The following is a 23,896-nucleotide window of genomic DNA, read 5'->3' as shown; positions in this document are numbered from 1 at the left end:
ATAAAAGGGCCGCTTGTGCGGCCCTTGCGTTATGGATGGACAATAAAGCGCGACAGCCGCTGTCGCAGCAGGCGATTTTCCTGGCGCAGGCGGCGGTTATCTTCCAGCAGGGTGAGGGCGACGGCGATACCCGGCCAGTCAAGCGCCAGCTCCTGGTGCAGCCGCAGGGCGCGCTGCACCACCGCTGCGGCGCGATCGTCAAACTGCCAGCCGGAGGCGGCATCGTCATAAGGCTCAACCACGCCCAGCCCGACCAGCTCGTTCAGCTCCTCTTCCGTTACCCCGGTATGCAGGCAAAATTCAGTAACCGTAAAAGTGAAAGTGACGTTTGCCATTATGCTTTCCCCCACTCTTTGCGCGGATCAAATCCTGACTGCGCCGCTGCCAGTTGCTGCCACAGCGCGGCCGTCCGTTCATCCGGATTCGGCGGCATGACCACCTTAATTACCACGTACAAATCACCGGTCTGTTTTTTGCCTGTCAGACCTTTACCTTTAATGCGCAGGCGTTGCCCGGCCTGGCTGCCGGGAGGAATGGTGACCAGAATATTCTCTTTCAGCGTCGGCACCGCAATTTTCGCGCCCAGCGCGGCTTCCCACGGGGCGAGCGGTACGACGATCTCCAGGTCCTGATTAACCACGTCAAACAGCGGATGGGGCGCAATATGAATAACCAGCCACAGGTCGCCGTTCGGCCCACCGTTTTCCCCCGGCGTGCCCTGGCCTTTCAGGCGAATGCGCTGGCCGTTGCCGACCCCTGCCGGGATTTTAACGTTAAGCGTTTTGGGAATTTCGCGTTCAACCATGCCGAAGGCGTTATACACCGGCAGGTTATAGCTGATGGTACGGCGATGTTCGGCGAGGGTTTCTTCAAGGAAAACCGCCACCTCAATTTCAATATCATGCCCGCGGCTGGCGTGACGCTGGCGCGTATGCCCGCCATGCTGACCAAAAATCGAGGAAAAGATATCGTCAAAATCTTCGGCGCTATAGCTCTGGCTTCCGCTCTGCTGAAACTGGCGGTTAAACTGCGGGTCGTTACGGTGCTGCCAGAGCTGGTCGTATTCGGCGCGGCGCTGTTCATCGCTCAGCACTTCCCACGCTTCGGCAATCTCTTTGAAGCGGGCTTCGGCGTCGGGTTCTTTACTGATATCGGGATGGTACTTGCGGGCCAGTCGGCGGTAAGCGGTCTTGATCGTCTTGAGATCGTCCGTCGGCTTTACGCCCATGATGGCGTAATAATCCTTTAATTCCATAGCGTTCTCTCGGGTTAATCAATACAGGCTGAAGGGTTCCCCTGAAAAGGTGTCACCGTTAAGTGTAGGGTAATCCTCTTATCCGCGTATGCCAACCTTATCGCCTGGAGACGTCAAAAAAGGGCAGCGCTGTTCGCTGTGGCGAACGTTCTTCCCGCAACGCGTAATTTCCCTCGTTTTTGCGAAACCGTTCCCGGAATTTTGCCATATATCTGTCAGACTTATGGCGCGTGAATAACAACAAGAGGCCAAAGGGATGAAAAAAACGTTAATTGCCGCCGCAGTGGCAGGGGTTGTCATGCTGTCTTCCGGCGCGCAGGCGCAGACCACGCCGGAGGGGTACCAGTTACAGCAGGTTTTGATGATGAGCCGACACAATTTGCGCGCGCCGCTGGCGAATAACGGCAGCGTGCTGGAACAGTCCACGCCAAATAAATGGCCTGAATGGGATGTTCCGGGCGGCCAGCTCACCACCAAGGGTGGGGTGCTGGAGGTGTATATGGGCCACTACATGCGTGAATGGCTGGCCGCACAGGGAATGGTGAAATCCGGCGAATGCCCGGCGCCTGACGCGGTCTATGCCTATGCCAACAGCCTGCAACGCACCGTTGCCACCGCTCAGTTCTTTATTACCGGCGCGTTCCCCGGCTGCGATGTGCCGGTACACCATCAGGAAAAGATGGGCACGATGGACCCGACCTTTAACCCGGTGATCACCGATGATTCGCCGACGTTCAGTGAGCAGGCGGTCCGGGCGATGGAAAAAGAGCGCGCGGGGATGCAGCTTGATGACAGCTATAAGCTGCTTGAGCAGATGACCCGCTTCAAAGATTCCCCGTCGTGCAAAGAAAAACAGCTCTGTTCGCTGACGGAAGCCAAAGATACCTTTAGCGCGAAGTATCAGCAGGAACCGGGCGTTTCGGGTCCACTGAAGGTGGGGAACTCGCTGGTTGACGCTTTCACTCTGCAATACTACGAAGGTTTCCCGATGGATCAGGTCGCCTGGGGCGAAATTAAAACCGATCAGCAATGGAAGGTGCTGTCGAAACTGAAAAACGGTTATCAGGACAGCCTGTTTACCTCCGTGGAGGTGGCGCGCAACGTTGCTGCGCCGTTGGTGAAATATATTGATAAAGCGCTGGTGACCGACCGTCTTAACGCGCCGAAAATTACCGTGCTGGTGGGGCATGACTCAAATATCGCTTCGCTGCTGACGGCGCTGGACTTTAAGCCCTACCAGCTGCATGACCAGCACGAGCGCACGCCGATCGGCGGAAAAATTGTTTTCCAGCGCTGGCATGACGGCAAAGGGAATCGCGATCTGATGAAAATTGAGTATGTGTATCAGAGCGCCGAACAGCTGCGTAACGCAGAGGTGCTGACGTTGAAATCGCCGGCCCAGCGCGTTACCCTGGAGCTGAAGGGCTGCCCGATCGACGCCAATGGTTTCTGCCCAATCGATAAATTTGATGCGCTGCTGAACGAGGCGGCTAAATAAGACAGGTTCCCCCGCGTCAGCGGGGGAACAGGGTTACACGTTTTTGCGTTCAATGGTTTGCTCGCCCCAAAAGAGCGAATCTTTATCCGTTTTGTCAAAGGCCTTGATCAGCACTTCATCGCTGCCTTCTTCCCATATTTTTTCGGCCAGTTTCTCGTCATACCCGGCAACTTCAAAGATAGCCTCGGCTATTTCTGGTGACGTATTGCGCAGACTTGCCCATTCACCGACGTGATGTGCTTTTGCTTCTTGAGATGGCATTCTTATCCTCCTGTTGAAGATTAGCCGTTGAGCTTAACTGCCAGACCGGCAACGTATTCACCCTGATAACGCGCGATAGACAGCTCTTGCGGGCTCGGCTGCCGGGAGCCGTCGCCGCCAGCGATGGTGGTTGCGCCGTAGGGCGTACCGCCGCGAACCTGTGAAATATCAAACAGCTCCTGAGCGGCATAGCCGATCGGCACAATGACCATCCCATGATGGGCAAGTGTAGTCCATGTGGAGGTAATGGTCTGTTCCTGGCCGCCGCCGGTGCCGGTAGAACTGAACACGCTGGCGATTTTGCCGTACAGCGCTCCGGACGCCCACAGGCCGCCGGTCTGATCGAGGAAGGTGCGCATCTGGCCTGACATATTGCCAAAACGCGTAGGCGTACCAAAAATAATCGCATCGTAATCCGCCAGTTCCTGCGGGGTGGCGACGGGAGCGTCCTGCGCTTTTCCGCCCGCTTTGGCGAAGATCTCAGGCGCCATGGTTTCCGGTACGCGTTTAACAACCACCTCTGCGCCATTCACTTTGCGCGCCCCTTCTGCAACCGCATGTGCCATCGTTTCGATGTGTCCATACATGGAATAATAAAGCACCAGAACTTTCGCCATTTGCACCACTCCTCGCGTTCACCGTGTCTGTAGCGATTCGCTACCCTCTTTTAAAGATATGCCGTGATGACCAGAGTGCAAATAACGCGACCATTTCTTTGATTTATAACAACTTTCATTAAAACAGCCGTTTGTAGCAAAATGATACATTTTACGTCGGTATAATTTTGCCAATCATAAGAAAGGCTTATTGATTAAGCGTGGCGATTATTGCGCATCTCAGGCTTAAGCTGTTGCAGGATATTACGATTCACTGGCTGAATGGCCCATATTGCCTAAGCTTAGTTCCACGTAGCGAAAATAATGGCACTCGCCATCCGTTGCGTGAGGAGTTATTCCTCAAAACCGATGCAGTATGATGTCTAATCAATGACGGAGGTCAGTAATGGCAAACCATCGCGGCGGTTCCGGTAATTTTGCCGAAGACCGTGAAAGAGCATCAGAAGCAGGGCGTAAAGGTGGTCAGCACAGCGGGGGTAACTTCAAAAATGACCCGCAGCGTGCATCTGAAGCAGGTAAGAAAGGGGGCAAAAGCAGCGGCGGTAACCGTAACAGCTAGCTTTTCCGACCCTGATCGACATCACGCAACGCGTTGACGTTGAAGTGATGAAGCCACCGCCGCCGGATTTATCCGGCGGTTTTTTTGCCCGTAAGGTTGAACTGTTCTGAAACGCCCCGCAGACTAAGCGCCACCGTCTGGTTCGCCAGATGAACAGAACAGCGGACTACCGTACAAGGAGAGGGGCATGGCTCAGCAGGCGGAGAACAAAGCCGCAAAGAACACAGGTAAGCGCTCGCAGGCCGTCAGCGCAAAACGCCAGGCCATCTTAACTGCCGCGCTGAATAGTTTTTCTCAGTTTGGATTTCACGGCACGCGAATTGACCAGGTCGCCGAATATGCCGGCGTCTCCAAAACCAATTTACTCTATTACTACCCGTCAAAAGAGGCGCTGTATATCGCGGTGCTGCGGCAGATCCTCGATATCTGGCTGGCGCCGTTAAAAGCGTTTCGGGAAGATTTCGCCCCGCTGGAAGCTATCCGTGAATATATCCGGCTGAAGCTGGAGGTATCCCGCGATTATCCGCAGGCCTCAAGACTGTTCTGCATGGAGATGCTGGCCGGCGCGCCGCTGTTAATGGATGAACTGACGAGCGATCTGAAAACCTTAATAGATGAAAAGTCGGCGCTGATAGCCGGATGGGTCAGGAAAGGAAAACTGGCGCCGATCGATCCGCATCATCTCATTTTTATGATCTGGGCTTCGACCCAGCATTACGCCGATTTTGCGCCGCAGGTGGAGGCGGTGACCGGCGCAACCTTGCCGGATGAAGCCTTTTTTAATCAGACGGTCGAGAACGTTCAGCGCATGATTATTGAAGGTATTCGCGTCCGTTAACCGGCTGGCGGCAACGGGCAGCTCATATCGCCTTCTTCACATTGCAGCAGAGAAGCAAGAAAGGCCTCGCGCTCGTCGGTTTTGTCCGCCAGACACTGGTTGGCAATCATTACCTGGGCGCTGCCGCCCTCGGTGCCGGATGCGATCAGCGCGCAGTCGGCATCGCGTACCGCAATCCACGCGTTCTGCGCCTTTTTCAGCAGCTCGCGCTGTGGTTCCGCCGCGCGCTCCAGCGCATTGCGGAAGGTTTCGTTGAGTTTTTTATCCGCCGTCTGATATTGCGTGATGGCGCAGGCGTTCATGTCGGCCTGGGTTGCGGCATTCGCGCACTCATCGGCCAGCGCGCTGGCGCTCAGCAGCAGCGCCGCGCCTGCGAGAAATATTTTTTTCATCCTCTCCTCCCTATAAAAAAGCCGGATACGCTGCGCTTATCCGGCCCTGGATTTATAGATAGCCCCGGAAAGCGTAGCGCCGCCGGGGAGAGTTTACACCATTAGCCGATTGTCATCAGGCTTGCGTTACCACCGGCGGCGGCGGTGTTGACGCTCAGCGAGCGTTCAATATACAGCCGTTCCAGCAGAATATTGCTTTCACCGCGGGCAAAGCCCTGCATCGAGACAATCGCCCCTTCGCGGGCGGCCACCGCTTCACACAGCGCGCGGAGCTGGTCGGAGTCGCCGTGGAAAATGACTGCGTCAAACGCCTGCGCGGTCAGAGCGTCGGCTCCGGCAAACTGAATGCGCGCCGTCACCGCCGCGGGCAGACGTTTTGCCAGATCGCGATGAAGCGTATCGTCCGGCCACAGAGCCAGACTGCCGACCGACATGACCGCCGCAAGCTGGACCAGCGCATCCTGCTCCTCATCGGCAATGCATAGCACCCGCTCACGCGGCAGCAGCGACCAGGTGTTGCGCTCGCCGGTCGGACCCGGCAACAGACGCTGCGTACCGGCCTGCGCCAGCTCGGCGAACCGCTGGCACAGCTGGCGCAGGGCAGGGTTGTTGGCCGCCCATTCGCTTAACGCCTCCAGCGGCGCGATGAGCGCGGTTTTCAGCTGCGCGTCAACCGGATACTCTGCATCCTGTCGAGCCAGCGTAATCGACAGCGCATTCTCCGGACGGTTCGCCAGCAGGCGATAGAGATACAGCGGACCGCCCGCTTTCGGTCCGGTGCCCGACAGCCCTTCGCCGCCGAACGGCTGGACGCCGACCACCGCGCCAACCATATTGCGGTTGACATACAGGTTGCCGACATGCGCCGAACCGGTGACCTGGGCGATGGTTTCATCAATGCGCGTATGCACGCCCAGCGTCAGGCCATAGCCGGAAGCGTTAATTTGTTTAATCAATGCTTCCAGACTATTTCGGTTGTAGCGCACCACGTGCAGTACCGGACCGAAGACCTCTTTTTGCAGCTCATCAAAGCTCTCCAGTTCAATCAGCGTCGGCGGCACAAAGGTGCCGCTCTGCCACTCGCGGGCGTCATCGCTGTTTTCACGCACCGCCTGGAATACCGGGCGGCCTTTCGCGCGCATTGCCTGAATATGGCGTTCGATATTATTTTTCGCTTCTTCATCAATCACCGGACCGATATCGGTGGTGAGACGTCCCGGATTGCCCATCCGGCACTCCGCCATTGCGCCGCGCAGCATTTTCAGCGTGTGGTCGGCAATGTCATCCTGCAGGCAAAGTACGCGCAGGGCCGAGCAGCGCTGTCCGGCGCTGTCAAACGCCGAGGCCAGCACGTCGACCACCACCTGTTCGGTCAGCGCCGAAGAGTCGACAATCATGGCGTTCATACCGCCGGTTTCGGCGATCAACGGAATTGGGCGTCCCTGCGCGTCCAGACGGGTGGCGATGCTACGTTGCAGCAGCGTCGCAACTTCCGTCGAACCGGTAAACATCACGCCGCGAACGCGGCTGTCGGCGGTCAACTTCGCACCCACGGTTTCCCCGCGTCCCGGCAGCAGCTGTACGACGCCTGGCGGTACGCCCGCTTCCAGCAGAATCGCAATGCCCTGAGCGGCGATAAGCGGGGTCTGCTCCGCCGGTTTAGCCAGCACGCTGTTGCCCGCGGCCAGCGCGGCGGCGATTTGGCCGGTGAAGATGGCTAGCGGGAAGTTCCACGGGCTGATACAGACCACCGGCCCCAGCGGGCGGTGCGTTTCGTTATCAAAATCGTCGCGTACCTGGCCAGCGTAATAATGCAGGAAATCCACCGCTTCGCGGACTTCGGCAATCGCGTTGCTGAAGGTTTTTCCGGCTTCGCGCACCAGAATGCCGATCAGCGTCTGCATCTGGCCTTCCATTAGTACCGCAGCGCGATGCAGGATCGCCGCGCGTTCCTGCGGCGGAGTGGCAAACCAGATTGGCGCACTGTTTACCGCGCTTTGCAGCGCCTGCTCCACTTCCGCCTCGCTGGCTTCACGCGCAAAGCCGACAATGTCCTTCGGCTCGGCGGGGTTAACCACCGGGCTCATTTCGCCTTCGGCGACCGCCTCTTCCAGCACGGGCTTCGCCTGCCATTTTTGCAGCGCGCTGTTAAGCAGGGCAGAGGAGAGGGAAGCCAGACGGTGTTCGTTGGCGAGATCCAGCCCGGCGGAGTTTGCGCGGCCTTTACCGTAGAGATCGCGCGGCAGCGGGATTTTCGGATGCGGCAGGCCGCTCTGACCTTCCTGCTGCGCCAGCTTTTCGACAGCCTCTACCGGGTCGGCCACCAGCTCATCCAGCGGCAGGGTGGTATCGGCAATACGGTTAACAAACGACGTGTTCGCCCCGTTTTCCAGCAGACGACGTACCAGATACGCCAGCAGCGTTTCATGGGTGCCCACCGGCGCATAAATGCGACACGGACGGTTCAGCTTGCCATCCGCCACTTTACCGGTGACCTGCTCATACAGCGGTTCGCCCATGCCGTGCAGGCACTGGAACTCGTACTGGCCCGGATAGTAGTTCTGACCGGCGAGATGGTAGATCGCCGCCAGGGTGTGGGCGTTATGGGTGGCGAACTGCGGATAGATCAGATTAGGCACCGCCAGCAGCTTCTTCGCGCAGGCCAGGTAAGAGACGTCGGTATAGACCTTGCGGGTATAGACCGGATAGCCTTCCAGACCCTCCATTTGGGCGCGCTTGATTTCGCTGTCCCAGTAGGCGCCCTTCACCAGACGAATCATCAGACGACGGCGGCTGCGGGTCGCCAGATCGATCAGATAATCAATGACGAACGGGCAGCGTTTCTGATAGGCCTGAATCACGAAGCCGATGCCGTTCCAGCCGGCCAGTTCCGGTTCGAAACACAGTTTTTCCAGCAGATCTAAGGAGATCTCCAGCCGGTCGGCTTCTTCCGCGTCAATGTTGATGCCGATATCGTACTGGCGCGCCAGCAGCGTCAGCGACTTCAGGCGCGGATAAAGCTCTTCCATTACCCGATCGTACTGCGCGCGGCTGTAGCGCGGATGCAGGGCGGAGAGCTTAATTGAGATGCCGGGACCCTCATAGATGCCGCGACCGTTAGAGGCTTTGCCGATAGCGTGGATCGCCTGCTGGTAGGAGACCATATAGGCCTGGGCATCGGCGGCGGTGAGCGCGGCTTCGCCGAGCATATCGTAGGAGTAGCGGAAGCCTTTCTCTTCCAGCTTACGCGCGTTCGCCAGCGCTTCGGCTATCGTTTCGCCGGTGACGAACTGTTCGCCCATCAGGCGCATCGCCATGTCGACGCCTTTGCGGATCAGCGGTTCGCCGCGCTTACCGATAATGCGGTTCAGCGAACGAGAGAGGTTGGCTTCATTATGGGTGGATACCAGTTTGCCGGTAAACAGCAGTCCCCAGGTGGCGGCGTTAACAAACAGCGACGGGCTGCGGCCAATGTGCGAATGCCAGTTGCCGTTGCTGATTTTGTCGCGAATCAGCGCATCGCGCGTCGCTTTGTCCGGGATCCGCAGCAGCGCCTCCGCCAGGCACATCAGGGCAACGCCTTCCTGCGAGGAGAGCGAGAACTCCTGCAACAGGCCCTGCACCATTCCGGCGCGGCCGCTGGCGGTTTTCTGGTTGCGCAATTTATCCGCCAACTGATACGCCAGTCGGTGCGCCTGTTCAGCGACCGGCTGCGGCAGGCGCGCCTGCTCCATCAGCATGGAAACCGCGTCGGTTTCAGAACGACGCCAGGCGGCGGTAATGGCGGCGCGTGACACCGACTGCGGGAGGATCTGTTCGGCAAATTCGAGGAACGGCTGGTGCGTCTCTTCCTGCGGTGAAACGGCTTCATCGCTCTCATTCGCCGCTCCGGCCAGCAGCGCGGGAAGCTCCGGCAGCGCCTCTTCACTTTCCAGTTTTTCGAGGTAGGTAAAAATGGCCTGCTTAATCAGCCAGTGCGGCGTGCGATCGATGCGCGTCGCCGCTGATTTAATTCGCTCCCGCGTAGCGTCGTCGAGTTTGACCCCCATCGTGGTGGTTCCCATGCCATGTGCTCCTGTTGTTCGGTAATGTCCTGCTGAAAGTTACCGAGAAATATCTATCATGTTGCAACTTTGTGCAACCACGTTAAATGTGACCTGCATAACAAGCTTAAAAATGAATGAATTGTTAATAAAAGAAAATAAACAGGCGAGGGGGTAAACAATGGCGTTCTCTTTTTCTCTGCGATAGTTAACATTTTTAAAAGGTGCAACCGCAAAAAATGTGAGAGAGTGCAACCTGTAAGAAAATAGTATTCCTCAGTGATAAAATTTGATGTAAATGATGTGTTAAATCGATTGTGAATACCCCGCGCTTCCGGCAGGATACGGTCGCCTGGCAATTACAACGCTTTGCTACGTTCCGGCAGGGCAATAAAACAGAAAAGACTGGAGAATTTATGGCAATTAGCACACCGATGCTGGTGACATTCTGTATTTATATTTTTGGCATGATACTGATTGGTTTTATCGCCTGGCGTTCAACCAAAAACTTTGATGATTATATTTTAGGTGGCCGCAGCCTTGGCCCCTTCGTCACGGCATTATCCGCAGGCGCATCGGATATGAGCGGCTGGTTGCTAATGGGGTTGCCCGGGGCGATTTTCCTGTCCGGTATTTCAGAAAGCTGGATCGCCATTGGCCTGACGCTGGGCGCGTGGATCAACTGGAAGCTGGTCGCCGGTCGCCTGCGCGTTCATACTGAACACAATAATAACGCCCTGACGCTGCCGGACTATTTTACCGGCCGTTTCGAAGACAAAAGCCGAATCCTGCGTATTATCTCCGCGCTGGTGATCCTGCTGTTCTTTACCATCTACTGCGCTTCCGGGATTGTGGCTGGCGCGCGTCTGTTTGAAAGCACCTTCGGCATGAGCTACGAAACCGCCCTGTGGGCAGGCGCGGCGGCGACCATTCTTTATACCTTTATCGGCGGCTTTCTGGCGGTAAGCTGGACCGATACCGTGCAGGCCAGCCTGATGATTTTCGCGCTGATCCTGACGCCGGTGATAGTGATTATCAGCGTGGGCGGCTTTGGCGACTCGCTGGAAGTGATTAAGCAAAAAAGTATTGAAAACGTCGATATGCTCAAAGGGCTGAATTTCGTCGCTATCATCTCCCTGATGGGGTGGGGATTGGGCTACTTCGGCCAGCCGCATATTCTGGCGCGCTTTATGGCGGCGGATTCTCATCACAGCATCGTTCACGCGCGTCGTATCAGTATGGCCTGGATGATCCTCTGCCTTGCAGGCGCGGTGGCGGTCGGCTTCTTCGGCATCGCTTACTTTAATAATAATCCGGCGCAGGCTGGCGCGGTGAATCAGAACGCCGAGCGCGTGTTCATTGAACTTGCGCAAATCCTGTTTAACCCGTGGATTGCCGGTATTCTGCTCTCCGCCATTCTGGCGGCGGTGATGTCAACGCTGAGCTGCCAGCTGCTGGTTTGCTCCAGCGCGATTACCGAAGATCTGTATAAGGCGTTTCTGCGCAAAGGCGCCAGCCAGCAGGAGCTGGTGTGGGTAGGGCGTATTATGGTGCTGGTGGTCGCGCTGGTGGCTATTGCGCTGGCTGCGAACCCGGATAACCGCGTACTGGGACTGGTGAGCTACGCGTGGGCCGGTTTCGGTGCCGCCTTTGGCCCGGTGGTGCTGTTCTCCGTCATGTGGTCGCGCATGACCCGCAACGGCGCGCTGGCGGGAATGGTTATCGGCGCGGCAACCGTCATCATCTGGAAACAGTTCGGCTGGCTGGATCTGTATGAAATCATTCCGGGCTTTATTTTTGGCAGTATCGGGATCGTTATTTTCAGCCTGCTGGGTAAGGCGCCGTCAGCTGCCATGATGCAACGCTTCGCCGAGGCGGATACGCATTACCATTCCGCGCCGCCATCGCGTTTGCAGGAAAACTAATCCGTCCCTTTGCGCGCCGACTTCCGCACGCTTTCCTTTCAGGCCCGCCTTGCGCGGGCCTGATTATTGGCCTCGCTTCATTAGCACATTATCAACCCTTATCACGCTAAGTGTTTACATTCGGACATCATTCTGAGTACATTCCGCTTGAGTTTTTTGCTTGCGTAATGATAATCACTATCAATGTAATTTACTTTTCTTTGCATCAGTTGACTGAGAATAACGTTTAAGGGTGTCCGGCATGTTTGTTCCATTTCTGATTATGCTGCGTGAAGGGCTGGAGGCCGCGCTGATCGTCAGCCTGATTGCCAGCTATCTGAAGCGTACCCAACGAGAACGCTGGATTGGCGTGATGTGGATTGGCGTCTTTCTCGCCGCCGCGCTTTGCCTGGCGCTGGGCGTTTTCATTAATGAAACCACCGGCGAGTTTCCGCAAAAAGAACAGGAGCTGTTTGAAGGTATCGTCGCGGTCATTGCGGTGGTCATCCTTACCTGGATGGTTTTCTGGATGCGCAAGGTGTCGCGCAACGTCAGAGTGCAGCTCGAACAGGCGGTGGACAACGCGCTGCAGCGCGGAAATCATCACGGCTGGGCGCTCATCCTGATGGTATTTTTCGCCGTTGCCCGCGAAGGGCTGGAGTCGGTCTTTTTCCTGTTGGCGGCATTTCAACAGGATGTGGGCATCTGGCCGCCGATCGGCGCCGTGCTGGGGCTGGCAGTCGCCGTGGCGCTCGGTTTCTTACTCTACTGGGGCGGTGTCCGCCTGAATCTCGGCGCCTTCTTTAAGTGGACCAGCCTGTTCATTCTGCTGGTCGCCGCGGGTCTGGCGGCGGGGGCGATCCGCGCCTTCCATGAAGCGGGCTTGTGGAATCATTTCCAGCAGATCGCCTTCGATATGAGCGGCGTGCTTTCCACCCATTCGCTGGCGGGTACCCTGATGGAAGGGATTTTTGGCTACCAGGAAGCGCCGAGCGTCAGCGAGGTGGCCGTCTGGTTTATCTATTTCATTCCGGCGCTGGTGCTATTTGCTATGCCGCCGCGTGCAGGCACAACGGCATCGCGCGCCGCGCCATAACGCCGTGCGATAAAGTCTTTTAATTAGTTACAACATACTTACTGAAAGGGATGGTCATGACGAATAACTTCCGCCGTAGTGCGCTGCTGCCTGGCATGGCTGCGCTGTTTGCTTCCGCATTGACGGCTCACGCCGCCGATATACCAAAGGTTAACGTTACGGTAACCGATAAACAGTGCGAACCGATGACCCTCACGGTGAACGCCGGTAAGACGCAATTTATTATTCAGAACCACAGCCAGAAAGCGCTGGAGTGGGAAATACTTAAAGGGGTGATGGTGGTTGAGGAGCGAGAAAATATCGCCCCCGGCTTCAGCCAGAAAATGACCGCCAGCCTGCAGCCTGGCGAATATGAGATGACCTGCGGCCTGCTGTCCAACCTGAAAGGGAAGCTGATTGTGAAAGGTTCATCGACAGCGGATGCCGACAAGAGCGACGCGTTACTGAGTCTGGGTAGCGCCATTACCGACTACAAAAAGTATGTCACTGCCGAAACCGCGCAGCTGGTTGCCGGGACCAAAGCCTTTACCGACGCGGTGAAGGCGGGTGATATCGAAAAAGCGAAATCCCTCTACGCGCCGACGCGCCAGCACTATGAGCGCATTGAGCCGATTGCCGAGCTGTTCTCCGATCTCGACGGCAGTATTGATGCCCGCGAAGATGACTACGAACAAAAAGCCGCCGATCCGAAATTTACCGGCTTCCACCGCCTGGAGAAGGCGCTTTTCGGCGATAACAGCGTCGAAGGGATGGAAAAGTATGCTGACCAGCTGTACGCAGACGTACAGGATTTGCAAAAACGCATTAGCGAGCTGGCCTTCCCGCCGTCAAAAGTGGTGGGCGGAGCCGCCGGGCTGATCGAAGAAGTCGCCGCCAGCAAAATCAGCGGCGAAGAAGATCGCTACAGCCATACCGATTTGTGGGATTTTCAGGCCAACGTTGACGGCGCGCAGAAAATTGTCAATCTGCTGCGCCCGCAGTTGCAGAAAGCGAATGCGGAGCTGCTGGTGAAGGTCGATGCCAACTTTAAAAAAGTGGATGTTATCCTCGCCAAATACCGTACTCAGGACGGCTTTGAAACCTACGATAAGCTGACTGATGCTGACCGTAATGCGCTGAAAGGCCCGATTACCGCGCTGGCGGAAGATCTGGCGCAGCTACGCGGCGTGCTGGGACTGGATTAAGCGCTATGCAGTACGATGATCAACACGGCGTGAGCGAACCGTCACGCCGACGTTTACTGAAAGGGATTGGCGCGCTGGCGCTGGCTGGCAGCTGTCCGGTTGCCCATGCGCGCACCCCGCAAAGCGCGCCGGGCACCCTGTCTCCCGACGCGCGTGGTGAAACGCAGCCTTTTTATGGTGCGCATCAGGCCGGGATCCTGACGCCGCAACAGGCGTCAATGATGCTGGTGGCTTTTGACGTTCTGGCAAGCGACAGGGCCGATCTTGAACGCTTATTCCGTTTGCTGACGACGCGCATGGCCTTTCTGACGGCAGGTGGACCGGCGCCGGAAACGCCGAATCCGCGCCTGCCGCCGATGGACTCCGGTATCCTCGGGGCCTACATCGCGCCGGATAACCTGACCATGACCCTGTCGGTTGGTCATTCATTATTTGATGAGCGTTTCGGTTTGCAGGCGCAGCGGCCAAAGGCGCTACAAAAAATGACCCGCTTTCCAAATGACTCGCTGGATGCGGCGCTTTGTCATGGCGACCTGCTGTTACAAATTTGCGCCAATACTCAGGATACGGTGATTCATGCCCTGCGCGATATCATCAAGCATACGCCGGACCTGCTGAGCGTACGCTGGAAGCGGGAAGGATTTATTTCCGATCACGCGGCGCGCAGCAAGGGTAAGGAGACGCCCGTTAATTTGCTCGGCTTTAAAGACGGCACGGCGAATCCCGACAGCCGTAACGAAAAGCTGATGCAGGCGGTCGTTTGGGTGACGCCGGAGCAGGACGAACCGGCCTGGACGACAGGCGGAAGCTATCAGGCGGTGCGGGTGATTCAGTTTCGCGTTGAGTTCTGGGACCGGACGCCGCTTAAAGAACAACAAACCATTTTCGGACGCGATAAGCAGACCGGCGCGCCGCTGGGTATGCAGCATGAGCACGACGAGCCGGATTACGCCAGCGACCCTGACGGCAACGTGATTGCGCTGGACAGCCACATCCGTCTCGCCAATCCGCGCACCCCGCAAACGCAGTCCAGCCTGATGATGCGCCGGGGATATAGCTATTCGCTTGGCGTGACCGGTTCCGGCCAGCTCGATATGGGGCTGCTGTTCGTCTGTTATCAGCACGATCTGGAAAAAGGTTTTCTGACGGTACAGAAGCGGCTGAACGGTGAAGCGCTTGAGGAGTATGTCAAACCGATTGGCGGCGGCTATTTCTTTGCGTTACCCGGCGTAAAAGATGCGAACCATTACCTCGGGCAGTCTCTGCTGGAGGCGTGAGATAAAACCCCATCGCAGATGGGGTTTTCTTTTGGTTGCGACAAATTTTTATCTCTTCCGGTTCTGGTAATAATTTTGTCATCCTGATGTAAGAGAATGCCGCCAGTGATAAACGCCAGTGCGGTTGAATTAATGTGAACGTATTGTTGCAATATTGATGGTTTGTGATGTACTTATAGATAATAGCGGTAGTTCCCGGCGGTGAAGTGCCTTCACTATGGAGATCGCGGATGGTCAGGTCCTGTACTGGACATGCTTTACAACATCAAAGCTGTACTCTGCGCGGAAGTTTCTCCTCCGGTCGTCATCTCGTCACTATTCATTTTCTGTCCTCTCTTTATTTTCAATGTATTACCGACGTCATATGCGGTGCGCGTAGCCGTGTGCGGCGTCTTTTCGAAAGGCAAGCTATGGCTTACAAGGAAGCCAACCCTCGGATGTTTGTGCGCATAATCGCGCTGCCAACGGCGCGTGTGATGAATACCAACAACTCAAGGTGCTATCCATGGGAAGACAAAAAGCAGTGATCAAAGCTCGTCGTGAAGCAAAACGTGTGCTGAGACGCGATTCGCGCAGTCATAAGCAGCGTGAAGAAGAGTCGGTCACCTCGCTTGTGCAGATGAGCGGTGTAGAAGCCATCGGCATGGCGCGCGACAGCCGCGATACCACGCCGATCGTGGCGCGTAATGAGGCTCAGTCGCACTACCTGAATGCTATCGAGAGTAAACAACTGATTTTCGCCACGGGCGAAGCCGGGTGCGGGAAAACCTGGATCAGTGCGGCAAAAGCGGCAGAGGCCCTGATACATAAGGATGTAGACAGGATCATCGTCACCCGTCCCGTTCTGCAGGCCGATGAAGATCTTGGCTTCTTGCCTGGAGACGTAGCGGAGAAGTTTGCTCCCTATTTCCGGCCCGTGTATGACGTGCTGGTTAAACGGCTGGGAGCTTCTTTTATGCAATATTGCCTGCGCCCTGAAATCGGTAAGGTGGAAATCGCGCCGTTCGCCTATATGCGCGGACGTACATTTGAAAATGCAGTGGTCATTCTTGACGAGGCTCAGAACGTCACTGCCGCGCAGATGAAGATGTTTTTAACTCGCCTCGGGGAGAACGTCACGGTTATCGTCAACGGGGATATCACCCAGTGTGATTTACCGTCTCACGTTCAGTCAGGGTTAAGCGATGCGCTGGCCCGCTTTAGCGAAGACGAGATGGTGGGGATTGTTCGCTTCGGCAAAGACGATTGCGTTCGCTCGGCGCTCTGCCAGCGCACGCTTAATGCGTACAGTTGAAAAGATGTATGGCGTTCAGAGCCCGGGTAACCGGGCTTTGTTTTTTGAAGAGCCGTAGGCCGGATAAGGCGCTTGCGCCGCCATCCGGCGATACTTACGGGTAGGGTATTGCTGCGTCCGGGGGGGATTGACTCGCTGCGCTCGCCCTGCGGGCAGCCCACTCACTGCGTTCGCGGTCTGTCCAACTGGCTACGCCAGTTGTCGAACCCCGGTCGGGGCTTCTCATCCCCCCCTGTCTTTGGGATGAAAAAAAAGCTCGTACTTTCGTACGAGCTTTTTCTCGAATATGGCGATGAGGGGGACCGCCTGAAATGAACTGACTTAATCCTGGTGTGTCATATAATTTCATTATAAACAGTATATTACGATTTTTGCTGTCCGATATTATCTAATGTATTCTTAGTGAAGCGTGGGACTAATGGCATACCAGAATAACAGGAAATAGCGTATGGCAGTTTTGATGGATACGAAAGCAAGGCATATCAAACCCGATGACAAACCATTGCTCCATGGGAGAATTACAGGACTGACCCTTCATCCTTCTTCAGTAAAGGGGCGGGGTAAATGGGTTTTTCGTTATGTAAGTCCGGTGACACAAAAAAGGCGTAATGCTGGGTTGGGAACTTACCCTGAGGTCAGTATTGCAGAAGCTGCACGTATTAATGCGGGATACCTTTTGCCACCAGCTTTGACAACGAAGGCAAAAAGAAATACTCGCGACGCAAGGATATGGTGTATTTACTGACGTACCAGAGCAACAAGGGACTGGAGTTTCCGTATGTTGCAGTTATCAATGCTTCTTTCGTTCACTCTAGTGCAGCGGATGAGTCTGAAGTGATTCCGGTTCTTTATAAAAAATTATTGTCAGTTAACCATTCTGAAAATATCCTCGCATAAAAAACAGGGAGAAATAGAATCAGAAATATCGCATATTGAGGTGTACTGGCAATATCGGATACTACCATTTATTCTTTGTTGAGCAGTTGCCTGATAGTATTTTTCTGATGTTACGTTCGCACTGGACTGTTGCGATCGTGAAACCATAGACGAGGCTGCAAGCACGGGAGGTTATGGCAAAGCTACGGTGCAGGATGTCATGTTAGGTGTTATAGAAAAACACTTTTGCAAAAGGGACGGAACGGGCTATCCTGTGGTTGAGTGATAACAGTTCGGCCTATACGGCTCATGAAACACAGCAGTTCGCCAGAGAGTTGTGCACAAAACAGTCAGTAGTTCCAAAGTAACAGTATGGCATAAAGGTTCGTGAAAATGATGAAGGAAGACTACATCTCGTTCGTGCCCAAACCGAATGTAAGAACGGCATTGCATAACCTTGCAGTAGCGATCTAACATAATAATGAAAACCATCCGCATAGTGCTCAATGTTATCTCTCACCGAGGGAATATCGGCGTCAGTGAGTAACATTAACTTAAGATACAACGGATGTTTGGATATAGTGGGTCAAGGACATCTTATAGGACATAATCTCTCCTTTTCAGGGGAGATTTTTATAGAAAGGAGATGAATATATGCCAGTAGTAAATAATACTGAATACTTTTCAAAAAACAATCAACCTTATTTATCAAAAAAGAGAGATGCCAGTATTAATTTAAATGGGCAGATTAGTGATAATAATGGGAAGATTATATGGTGCCGGCATATAGCGTCATATTGGAGTGATTTTTTTTGCAGTAATTCAGGTAAGATAGATTATAAAACATTTTCCTCCGCTCAATTATTAAGTAAATCTATTGTCATTAACGAAAATACCGGAACAAATAATATCAATGGCGATGTGTATTTTGTAGAGAATGAATCATGGGGGAGAGTTATCTATAACATTTTCCTTCAAATGGAGAAAGAAAACAAAGCTTGTTTGTCATTGGGAATTCATTCTCCCGGACATCAAATGGCCTTGGGGATGAAGATAAAAAAAGATAAAGAGGATAAGTTTGTTATTAATTTCTATGATCCCAACCAGACTGCGACTCATCAACGCGTATTTTTTTGTGCTAAAAATATTATAGATGCAAGAAAGTTGACTGCTTATGATTTTCTTAGTGAACCGTGTCTGAAATGTTATGGCCTAAAAGAAGAAATACTGTCACTTTTTGTGGATAGAACAACATCAATTGAAAATAATAATGTGTCTATAAAAAAATTACCCGATAATCCTCTCCAGAGTGTTGTGGTTAATTTTGCTATGGGAGCAGGACTAAGCGAGGTAATCAAAAATGTATATAACGATACACGATTTGTAGAGCTTACCAAATCACAGATGGAAACGTTGTGTGAAGCGAAAAACGTTAATGGTGATCCCGGATTACTTCTGGCTCTACAAAATGGAAATGAAAATGCAATTGATGAGTATGGAATCTTAATAAAAAAATCCAATATTAATAAAGAAAAACTAACACACATATTATCTGCCAGAACTTTAGATAGAGCGATACCTGGTTTATATCAGGCTCTTCAAAATGGACATGCACAAGCTATTAAAAATTATGGTAAATTAGTTCTGGATGTTATTGATAAAAATAGGGATTTAGAGTATTTGTTTTCAGCATTTAAATGTGAGCCTCATGCTCCTAATAAATATACCCCAGGATTGTTTGCCGCATTTAAAAATAGTCACTCTGACGCAATACAAGCTTATTGTGATGTACTTAAAAATAGTAATCTGACAAAAAGTGATATAATCAGGATACTTGAGGCAAGAAATTATGACGGGGTACCGGGATTACTTCTTGCATATCAAAGTGGAGACATCAATACGATTCAGGTTTTTTTTGATTCACTAATTTTGTTAGATATTCCAAAGGATGTTATCGAAGAATTATTGACTGCAAAATATTATGATTTTACTGGTTTATCATTAGCGATCACTCATGGGCATGCTCAAGTTGTTCAATTATACGGTAAGTTATTTAAAAAACTTGATACAAGTCCATGTAGGATGTCAAGCATTCTAGCATTAGCAATTAATTGTGAAAGAGATAACGTAAATGTAATTATCGGTGGTGAATATAAGTTAAATAAGGCTGTAAAGGAATATATAGATCTTTTAAAAGAATTTGATATATATCCAGAAAGGCTAACAGAACACTTAAGCGAGTTTAGCAGCAGACACCTCCTTGATGTTTATGGGTATTACTCTAATGAATATAACAATTAAAGGAAGGGCACAATCCTCTAGGTTGTTAAATTCGACTTAGTAGATATGCTGACAGGTCGGGGATGCCCCTGGCCATGCAGCATTTGCTACGGTAGACTGGTTTCTGCAACGTAAGCTGCTCGCCAGAACCGTATTGATATTTATTGTTATCCCTAACCCCTAGGGAGTCGTTTTCTTGTGCATTGAAAACCCCCAGCCAGGCTGGGGGTTCAGTAAAGCTTTCAGCTTTGGGCCAGTTATTAAAACCCCTTTTGATTTGTTAAAACACCTTGCGGTCTGGCAACTGCAAGTGTCAAACAAGAAATCAAAAAGGGGTTCCAGGGGGGACGAAAAGAGCTTAGCGCACATCCGATGGAACTGTAAATATCACAATTTTTTGCGCCGAAATACTGAAGACAGGCGTTCTATGGCGAGAAGCGTAGAGCAACAGGCAGTATTTTGAGAAAGCTGTGTGAGTGGAAAAACGTACGGATTCTGGAAGCTGAATGCTGCGCAGATCATATCCATATGCTTGTTGAAATCCCGCCCAAAATGAGCGTATCCGGCTTTATGGGATATCTGAAAGGAAAAAGTAGTCTGATGCTTTACGTGCAGTTTGGGGATTTGAAATTTAAATACAGGAACAGGGAGTTCTGGTGCAGAGGGTACTACGTCGATACAGTGGGTAAAAATACGGCGAAAATACTGGATTACATAAAGCACCAGCTTGAAGAGGATAAAATGGGAGAGCAGTTATCGATCCCATATCCGGGTAGCCCGTTTACGGGCCGTAAGTAACGAATCTTGATGCAAATGTCAGATCGTATGCGCCTGTTAGGGCGCGGCTGGTAAGAGAGCCTTACAGGCGCATCAGAAAAACCTCCGGCTATGCCGGAGGATATTTATTATGCCACTTCTCAATGACCTGCTCGATTTCAGCGATCATCCGCTGATGCCGCCCCCTTCTGCACAACTGTTTGCTCAGCATCTTCCCGTCGAATGGATACAACACTGCCTGACGCTTTCTGCACACGCGACCGTTCGCCGCTGTCGTTTACCGGGCGACATGGTTATCTGGATGGTCGTGGCTATGGCCTTCTTCCGCAATGAGTCGATTACCGATGTGGTTCGTCGTCTGAACCTGAGCGCGGATGGTGAAGCGGGGATGAACCTGCTGGCCCGCAGCGCTGTCACCCAGGCGTGTCAGCGCGTGGGTGCCGCACCGGTGGAATGGCTTTTCCGCCAGACCGCGCAGACATGGGGAACTGAGCGTTACCAGAAAGATGACTGGCATGGCCTGCAACTTTTTGCCATCGATGGCGCACAGTTCAGGACACCTGATGAACCTGAGCTGCGTGAACATTATGGCTCTGCCAACACATCCACTGAGCGGCAAAGCGCATAGGCGTGATCTTGAGAAAACTATGTGAATGGGAAAACGTCCGTATTGTGGAAGTGGAATGTTGCGTAGATCATATCCACACGCTTGTGGAGATCCCGCCGAAAATGAGTGTGTCGGGTTTTATGGGATATCTGAAGGGAAAGAGTAGCCTGATGCTGTACGAGCAGTTTGGAGATCTGAAGTTCAAATACAGAAAAAGAGAGTTCTGCTGCCGAGGCTACTATATAGATACCGTAGGCAAGAACACGGAGAAGATACAGGAATACATAAAGTACCAGCTTGAAGAAGATAAAATGGGAGAGCAGTTATCGATCCCATATCCTGGTAGCCCGTTTACGGGCCGTAAGTAAGGAAGTTAGATGCAAATGTCAGATCGCATGCGCCTGTTAGGGCGCGGCTGGTAAGAGAGCCTTACAGGCGCATTTGAAAAACCTCCGGCTATGCCTGAGGATATTTATTATGCCACTTCTCAATGACCTGCTCAATTTCAGTGACCATCCGCTTATGCCACCACCCTCTGCACAACAGTTTGCAGAGCACCTTTCCGACAGCATTGCCTGACGCTTTTTGCACATGCGACCGCTCGCTGCCGTCGTTTATCGCCGCAAGCGAGGAAAAAGAATCCTTCACTGCCAGAGTTCTGGTACGCCCGGGCTGTGACTTATGAGGTGAATGGTGTGGAGAAAACGGTGCTGACATCACTCCCGGCAGACCTCTACAAAGCAAAAGAGGTGGCGGAACTTTACCATTCACGATGGGAAATCGAAGTCGGGTTCAGAAACCTGAAAAGCAGCCTGCTGAACAATGCCCTGGAGCTGAGAAGTCGTAAGGTTGAGCTGCTGGAACAGAAGGTGTGGGGTATGTTGCTGGCTTACAACCTGATACGGCGTGAGGCAACAAAAGCGGCTGAGAAACACAAAAAAGCGGCGTCAGAAATCAGCTTTAAGTTCGCGTTTCAGTTTATCGCAACAGAAATGATAGTGCTGGGAAATACGGCGTCACTGGGGACCATCCCGAAACGACTGGAACATATGCGGGGTGCTCTGGAAGCTGTGTTCATAACAAAACGCCCCCGCCATCACAAGTAGATGTTACTAATGGACAACTTTTCTTATTGACAACGTTGCTCTGCTGATTGTTAAAATCCAACCAGCATTCAGGATCACGATTCTATATAATAGAATAAGGGAAAAAAGGATGTCATTGTTAATCAGAATTTTTTGTTAAGGTCAGCAATGTTCTGAATCTATGGTAGAAAAACAATTAATCAGACGTAGTACTCCGTCTAAATGAGAGTATGATATTAACATGATTAGTCTAAGGGGAATCTTATGTTATCTCCATTAAATGTTCTTCAATTTAATTTCAGAGGAGAGACCGCTTTATCAGATAGTGCTCCTCTCCAGACTGTTTCCTTTGCTGGAAAAGATTATTCTATGGAACCCATTGATGAAAAAACACCCATTCTTTTTCAGTGGTTTGAAGCAAGGCCAGAGCGATACGGAAAAGGTGAAGTACCGATATTGAATACCAAAGAGCATCCGTATTTGAGCAATATTATAAATGCTGCAAAAATAGAAAATGAGCGCGTAATAGGAGTACTGGTAGACGGAGACTTTACTTATGAGCAAAGAAAAGAATTTCTCAGTCTTGAAGATGAACATCAAAATATAAAGATAATATATCGGGAAAATGTTGATTTCAGTATGTATGATAAAAAACTGTCTGATATTTATCTTGAAAATATTCATGAACAAGAATCATATCCAGCGAGTGAGAGAGATAATTATCTGTTGGGATTGTTAAGAGAAGAGTTAAAAAATATTCCATACGGAAAGGACTCTTTGATTGAATCATATGCAGAAAAAAGAGGTCATACTTGGTTTGATTTTTTTAGAAACTTGGCGGTATTGAAGGGGGGGGGGTTGTTTACAGAGACGGGTAAAACTGGATGCCATAACATATCTCCATGTGGGGGATGTATATATCTTGATGCAGATATGATTATTACTGATAAATTAGGTGTCCTGTATGCTCCTGATGGTATCGCTGTGTATGTGGATTGTAATGATAATAGAAAAAGTCTTGAAAATGGTGCAATAGTTGTCAATCGTAGTAATCATCCAGCATTACTTGCTGGCCTTGATATTATGAAGAGTAAAGTTGATGCGCATCCATATTATGATGGTGTTGGAAAGGGACTCAAGCGGCATTTTAACTATTCATCATTACAGGATTATAATGTTTTTTGTAATTTTATTGAGTTTAAGCATAAAAATATTATACCGAACACCAGTATGTATACCAACAGTTCATGGTAAGTTTTCCGTTTGCAGTTGAAAAATATCGTTATGGAGATGTAGATGATTAATCCCATCACAAATACTCAGAACTTACTTTCTATAAATACTAAGCATGCTGAATATGTGGTGAAAAATATTTACCCGGAAATTGAACATAACTACTTTAATGAACCACCCAATGTATATGATAAGAAGTATATATCTGGCGTAACTAGAGGAGTAGCTGAACTAAAACAGGAAGGATTTATTAACGAGAAAGCCAGGCGACTTGCTTATATGCAAGCAATGTATTCTGTATGTCCGGAAGAGTTTAAACCTATTTCCAGAAACGAAGCTAGTACACCGGAAGGCAGCTGGCTAACAGTTATATCCGGAAAACGCCCAATGGGACAGTTTTCTGTAGATAGCTTATATCATCCTGACTTACATGCATTGTGTGAGCTTCCGGATATTTGTTGCAAGATCTTCCCTAAAGAAAACAATGATTTTTTGTATATAGTGATTGTGTACAGAAATGACAGCCCTCTGGGAGAACAACGAGCAAATCGATTTATAGAATTATATAATATAAAAAGAGACATCATGCAGGAATTAAATTATGAATCTCCAGAGTTAAAGGCTGTGAAATCTGAAATGATTATTGCTCGTGAAATGGGAGAGATCTTTGGCTATGTGTTGGAGGAAATAGATAGTTATATGAAAAATATGAATAATAAACTTGCTCAAATTGAGGCGAGAAGGTCAGCCACTTAGAGGGGGAATTGCCTGGAATTAATTCTACTTCATTCTTTGAATGAATACCAATAAGCAAAATAAT

General features: G+C 51.6%; 17 protein-coding genes and 7 pseudogenes. 18 read left to right on the top strand and 6 right to left on the bottom strand.

The window, feature by feature from the left end; genetic code table 11:
• Positions 1-29: 29 nt before the first annotated feature.
• Positions 30-335 carry a chaperone modulator CbpM gene (gene cbpM / locus K7R23_RS21130; protein WP_012905374.1) on the bottom strand — a complete coding sequence of 102 codons (306 nt, stop codon included), beginning with the start codon at positions 333-335 and terminating at the stop codon, positions 30-32.
• A complete protein-coding gene (cbpA, locus tag K7R23_RS21125; RefSeq protein ID WP_012905375.1) occupies positions 335-1,255 on the bottom strand; it encodes a curved DNA-binding protein in 921 nt (306 codons plus the stop codon). The genes cbpM and cbpA overlap by 1 nt, the downstream gene beginning before the upstream one ends.
• A gap of 256 nt (positions 1,256-1,511) precedes the next feature.
• On the opposite strand from cbpA, the gene agp reads away from it, so the two are divergent.
• Positions 1,512-2,753: a bifunctional glucose-1-phosphatase/inositol phosphatase gene (gene agp / locus K7R23_RS21120; RefSeq protein ID WP_012905376.1), complete on the top strand. Its 1,242-nt coding sequence runs from the start codon at positions 1,512-1,514 to the stop codon at positions 2,751-2,753.
• Positions 2,754-2,786: 33 nt separating this feature from the next.
• Here agp and K7R23_RS21115 read toward each other — a convergent pair whose 3' ends face one another.
• Together K7R23_RS21115 and wrbA are read right to left on the bottom strand one after the other, a co-directional pair.
• Positions 2,787-3,014, bottom strand: a complete 228-nt coding sequence (locus tag K7R23_RS21115) for a YccJ family protein (RefSeq protein ID WP_012905377.1) — start codon at positions 3,012-3,014, stop codon at positions 2,787-2,789.
• Positions 3,015-3,034: 20 nt separating this feature from the next.
• A complete protein-coding gene (gene wrbA, locus K7R23_RS21110; RefSeq protein WP_012905378.1) occupies positions 3,035-3,631 on the bottom strand; it encodes an NAD(P)H:quinone oxidoreductase in 597 nt (198 codons plus the stop codon).
• A 385-nt stretch (positions 3,632-4,016) separates the two neighbouring features.
• On the opposite strand from wrbA, the gene K7R23_RS21105 reads away from it, so the two are divergent.
• On the top strand, positions 4,017-4,190 hold the full coding sequence (locus K7R23_RS21105; RefSeq protein WP_012905379.1) for a con-10 family general stress protein: 174 nt from the start codon (positions 4,017-4,019) through the stop codon (positions 4,188-4,190).
• A 187-nt stretch (positions 4,191-4,377) separates the two neighbouring features.
• A complete protein-coding gene (gene rutR / locus K7R23_RS21100) occupies positions 4,378-5,028 on the top strand; it encodes an HTH-type transcriptional regulator RutR (RefSeq protein ID WP_012905380.1) in 651 nt (216 codons plus the stop codon).
• On the opposite strand, the gene K7R23_RS21095 is transcribed toward rutR, so the two are convergent.
• Complete coding sequence (locus K7R23_RS21095) at positions 5,025-5,420, bottom strand: lysozyme inhibitor LprI family protein (protein ID WP_012905381.1); 396 nt, start codon at positions 5,418-5,420, stop codon at positions 5,025-5,027. The genes rutR and K7R23_RS21095 overlap by 4 nt on opposite strands.
• Positions 5,421-5,521: 101 nt before the next feature.
• Complete coding sequence (gene putA, locus K7R23_RS21090; protein WP_012905382.1) at positions 5,522-9,484, bottom strand: trifunctional transcriptional regulator/proline dehydrogenase/L-glutamate gamma-semialdehyde dehydrogenase; 3,963 nt, start codon at positions 9,482-9,484, stop codon at positions 5,522-5,524.
• Between the two features lie 395 nt (positions 9,485-9,879).
• Here putA and putP point away from each other — a divergent pair, with 395 nt between their 5' ends.
• The 15 genes and pseudogenes from putP to nleE all read left to right on the top strand — a co-directional run bounded on the left by putP (position 9,880) and on the right by nleE (position 23,832).
• Positions 9,880-11,388, top strand: coding sequence for a sodium/proline symporter PutP (gene putP / locus K7R23_RS21085; protein ID WP_012905384.1), 1,509 nt, complete (start codon positions 9,880-9,882; stop codon positions 11,386-11,388).
• Positions 11,389-11,629: 241 nt separating this feature from the next.
• Positions 11,630-12,463 (top strand): iron uptake transporter permease EfeU, encoded by an 834-nt coding sequence (gene efeU, locus K7R23_RS21080; protein WP_024132593.1) that lies wholly within the window; start codon positions 11,630-11,632, stop codon positions 12,461-12,463.
• A 56-nt stretch (positions 12,464-12,519) separates the two neighbouring features.
• Complete coding sequence (efeO, locus tag K7R23_RS21075; protein ID WP_012905386.1) at positions 12,520-13,647, top strand: iron uptake system protein EfeO; 1,128 nt, start codon at positions 12,520-12,522, stop codon at positions 13,645-13,647.
• Between the two features lie 5 nt (positions 13,648-13,652).
• Positions 13,653-14,924 (top strand): iron uptake transporter deferrochelatase/peroxidase subunit, encoded by a 1,272-nt coding sequence (gene efeB, locus K7R23_RS21070; protein ID WP_012905387.1) that lies wholly within the window; start codon positions 13,653-13,655, stop codon positions 14,922-14,924.
• A 505-nt stretch (positions 14,925-15,429) separates the two neighbouring features.
• Complete coding sequence (phoH, locus tag K7R23_RS21065) at positions 15,430-16,218, top strand: phosphate starvation-inducible protein PhoH (RefSeq protein ID WP_024132595.1); 789 nt, start codon at positions 15,430-15,432, stop codon at positions 16,216-16,218.
• A gap of 448 nt (positions 16,219-16,666) precedes the next feature.
• Positions 16,667-16,876: pseudogene (locus K7R23_RS21060) on the top strand (integrase arm-type DNA-binding domain-containing protein); the annotation flags it as partial.
• A gap of 8 nt (positions 16,877-16,884) precedes the next feature.
• A pseudogene (locus tag K7R23_RS21055) lies at positions 16,885-17,115 on the top strand (DNA helicase UvrD); the annotation flags it as partial.
• Between the two features lie 109 nt (positions 17,116-17,224).
• Positions 17,225-17,637 (top strand): annotated as a pseudogene (locus K7R23_RS21050) (integrase core domain-containing protein); the annotation flags it as partial.
• Positions 17,638-17,748: 111 nt separating this feature from the next.
• Complete coding sequence (locus K7R23_RS21045; RefSeq protein WP_012905388.1) at positions 17,749-19,395, top strand: ShET2/EspL2 family type III secretion system effector toxin; 1,647 nt, start codon at positions 17,749-17,751, stop codon at positions 19,393-19,395.
• A 289-nt stretch (positions 19,396-19,684) separates the two neighbouring features.
• Positions 19,685-20,172 (top strand): annotated as a pseudogene (tnpA, locus tag K7R23_RS21040) (IS200/IS605 family transposase).
• Between the two features lie 109 nt (positions 20,173-20,281).
• Positions 20,282-20,776: pseudogene (locus K7R23_RS21035) on the top strand (transposase domain-containing protein); the annotation flags it as partial.
• Positions 20,770-21,126, top strand: a pseudogene (tnpA, locus tag K7R23_RS21030) (IS200/IS605 family transposase); the annotation flags it as partial. The pseudogenes K7R23_RS21035 and tnpA (K7R23_RS21030), both read left to right, overlap by 7 nt.
• Before the next feature lie 234 nt (positions 21,127-21,360).
• Positions 21,361-21,852: pseudogene (locus K7R23_RS21025) on the top strand (transposase); the annotation flags it as partial.
• 255 nt (positions 21,853-22,107) lie between these two features.
• Positions 22,108-23,097, top strand: a complete 990-nt coding sequence (locus tag K7R23_RS21020; RefSeq protein WP_012905389.1) for a type III secretion system effector arginine glycosyltransferase NleB — start codon at positions 22,108-22,110, stop codon at positions 23,095-23,097.
• 42 nt (positions 23,098-23,139) lie between these two features.
• Complete coding sequence (gene nleE / locus K7R23_RS21015) at positions 23,140-23,832, top strand: type III secretion system effector cysteine methyltransferase NleE (RefSeq protein WP_012905390.1); 693 nt, start codon at positions 23,140-23,142, stop codon at positions 23,830-23,832.
• Positions 23,833-23,896 lie beyond the last annotated feature (64 nt).

This window comes from Citrobacter rodentium NBRC 105723 = DSM 16636, assembly GCF_021278985.1.
GTDB lineage: Bacteria > Pseudomonadota > Gammaproteobacteria > Enterobacterales > Enterobacteriaceae > Citrobacter_A > Citrobacter_A rodentium.
This window is presented reverse-complemented; position numbering and strand designations above follow the sequence as displayed.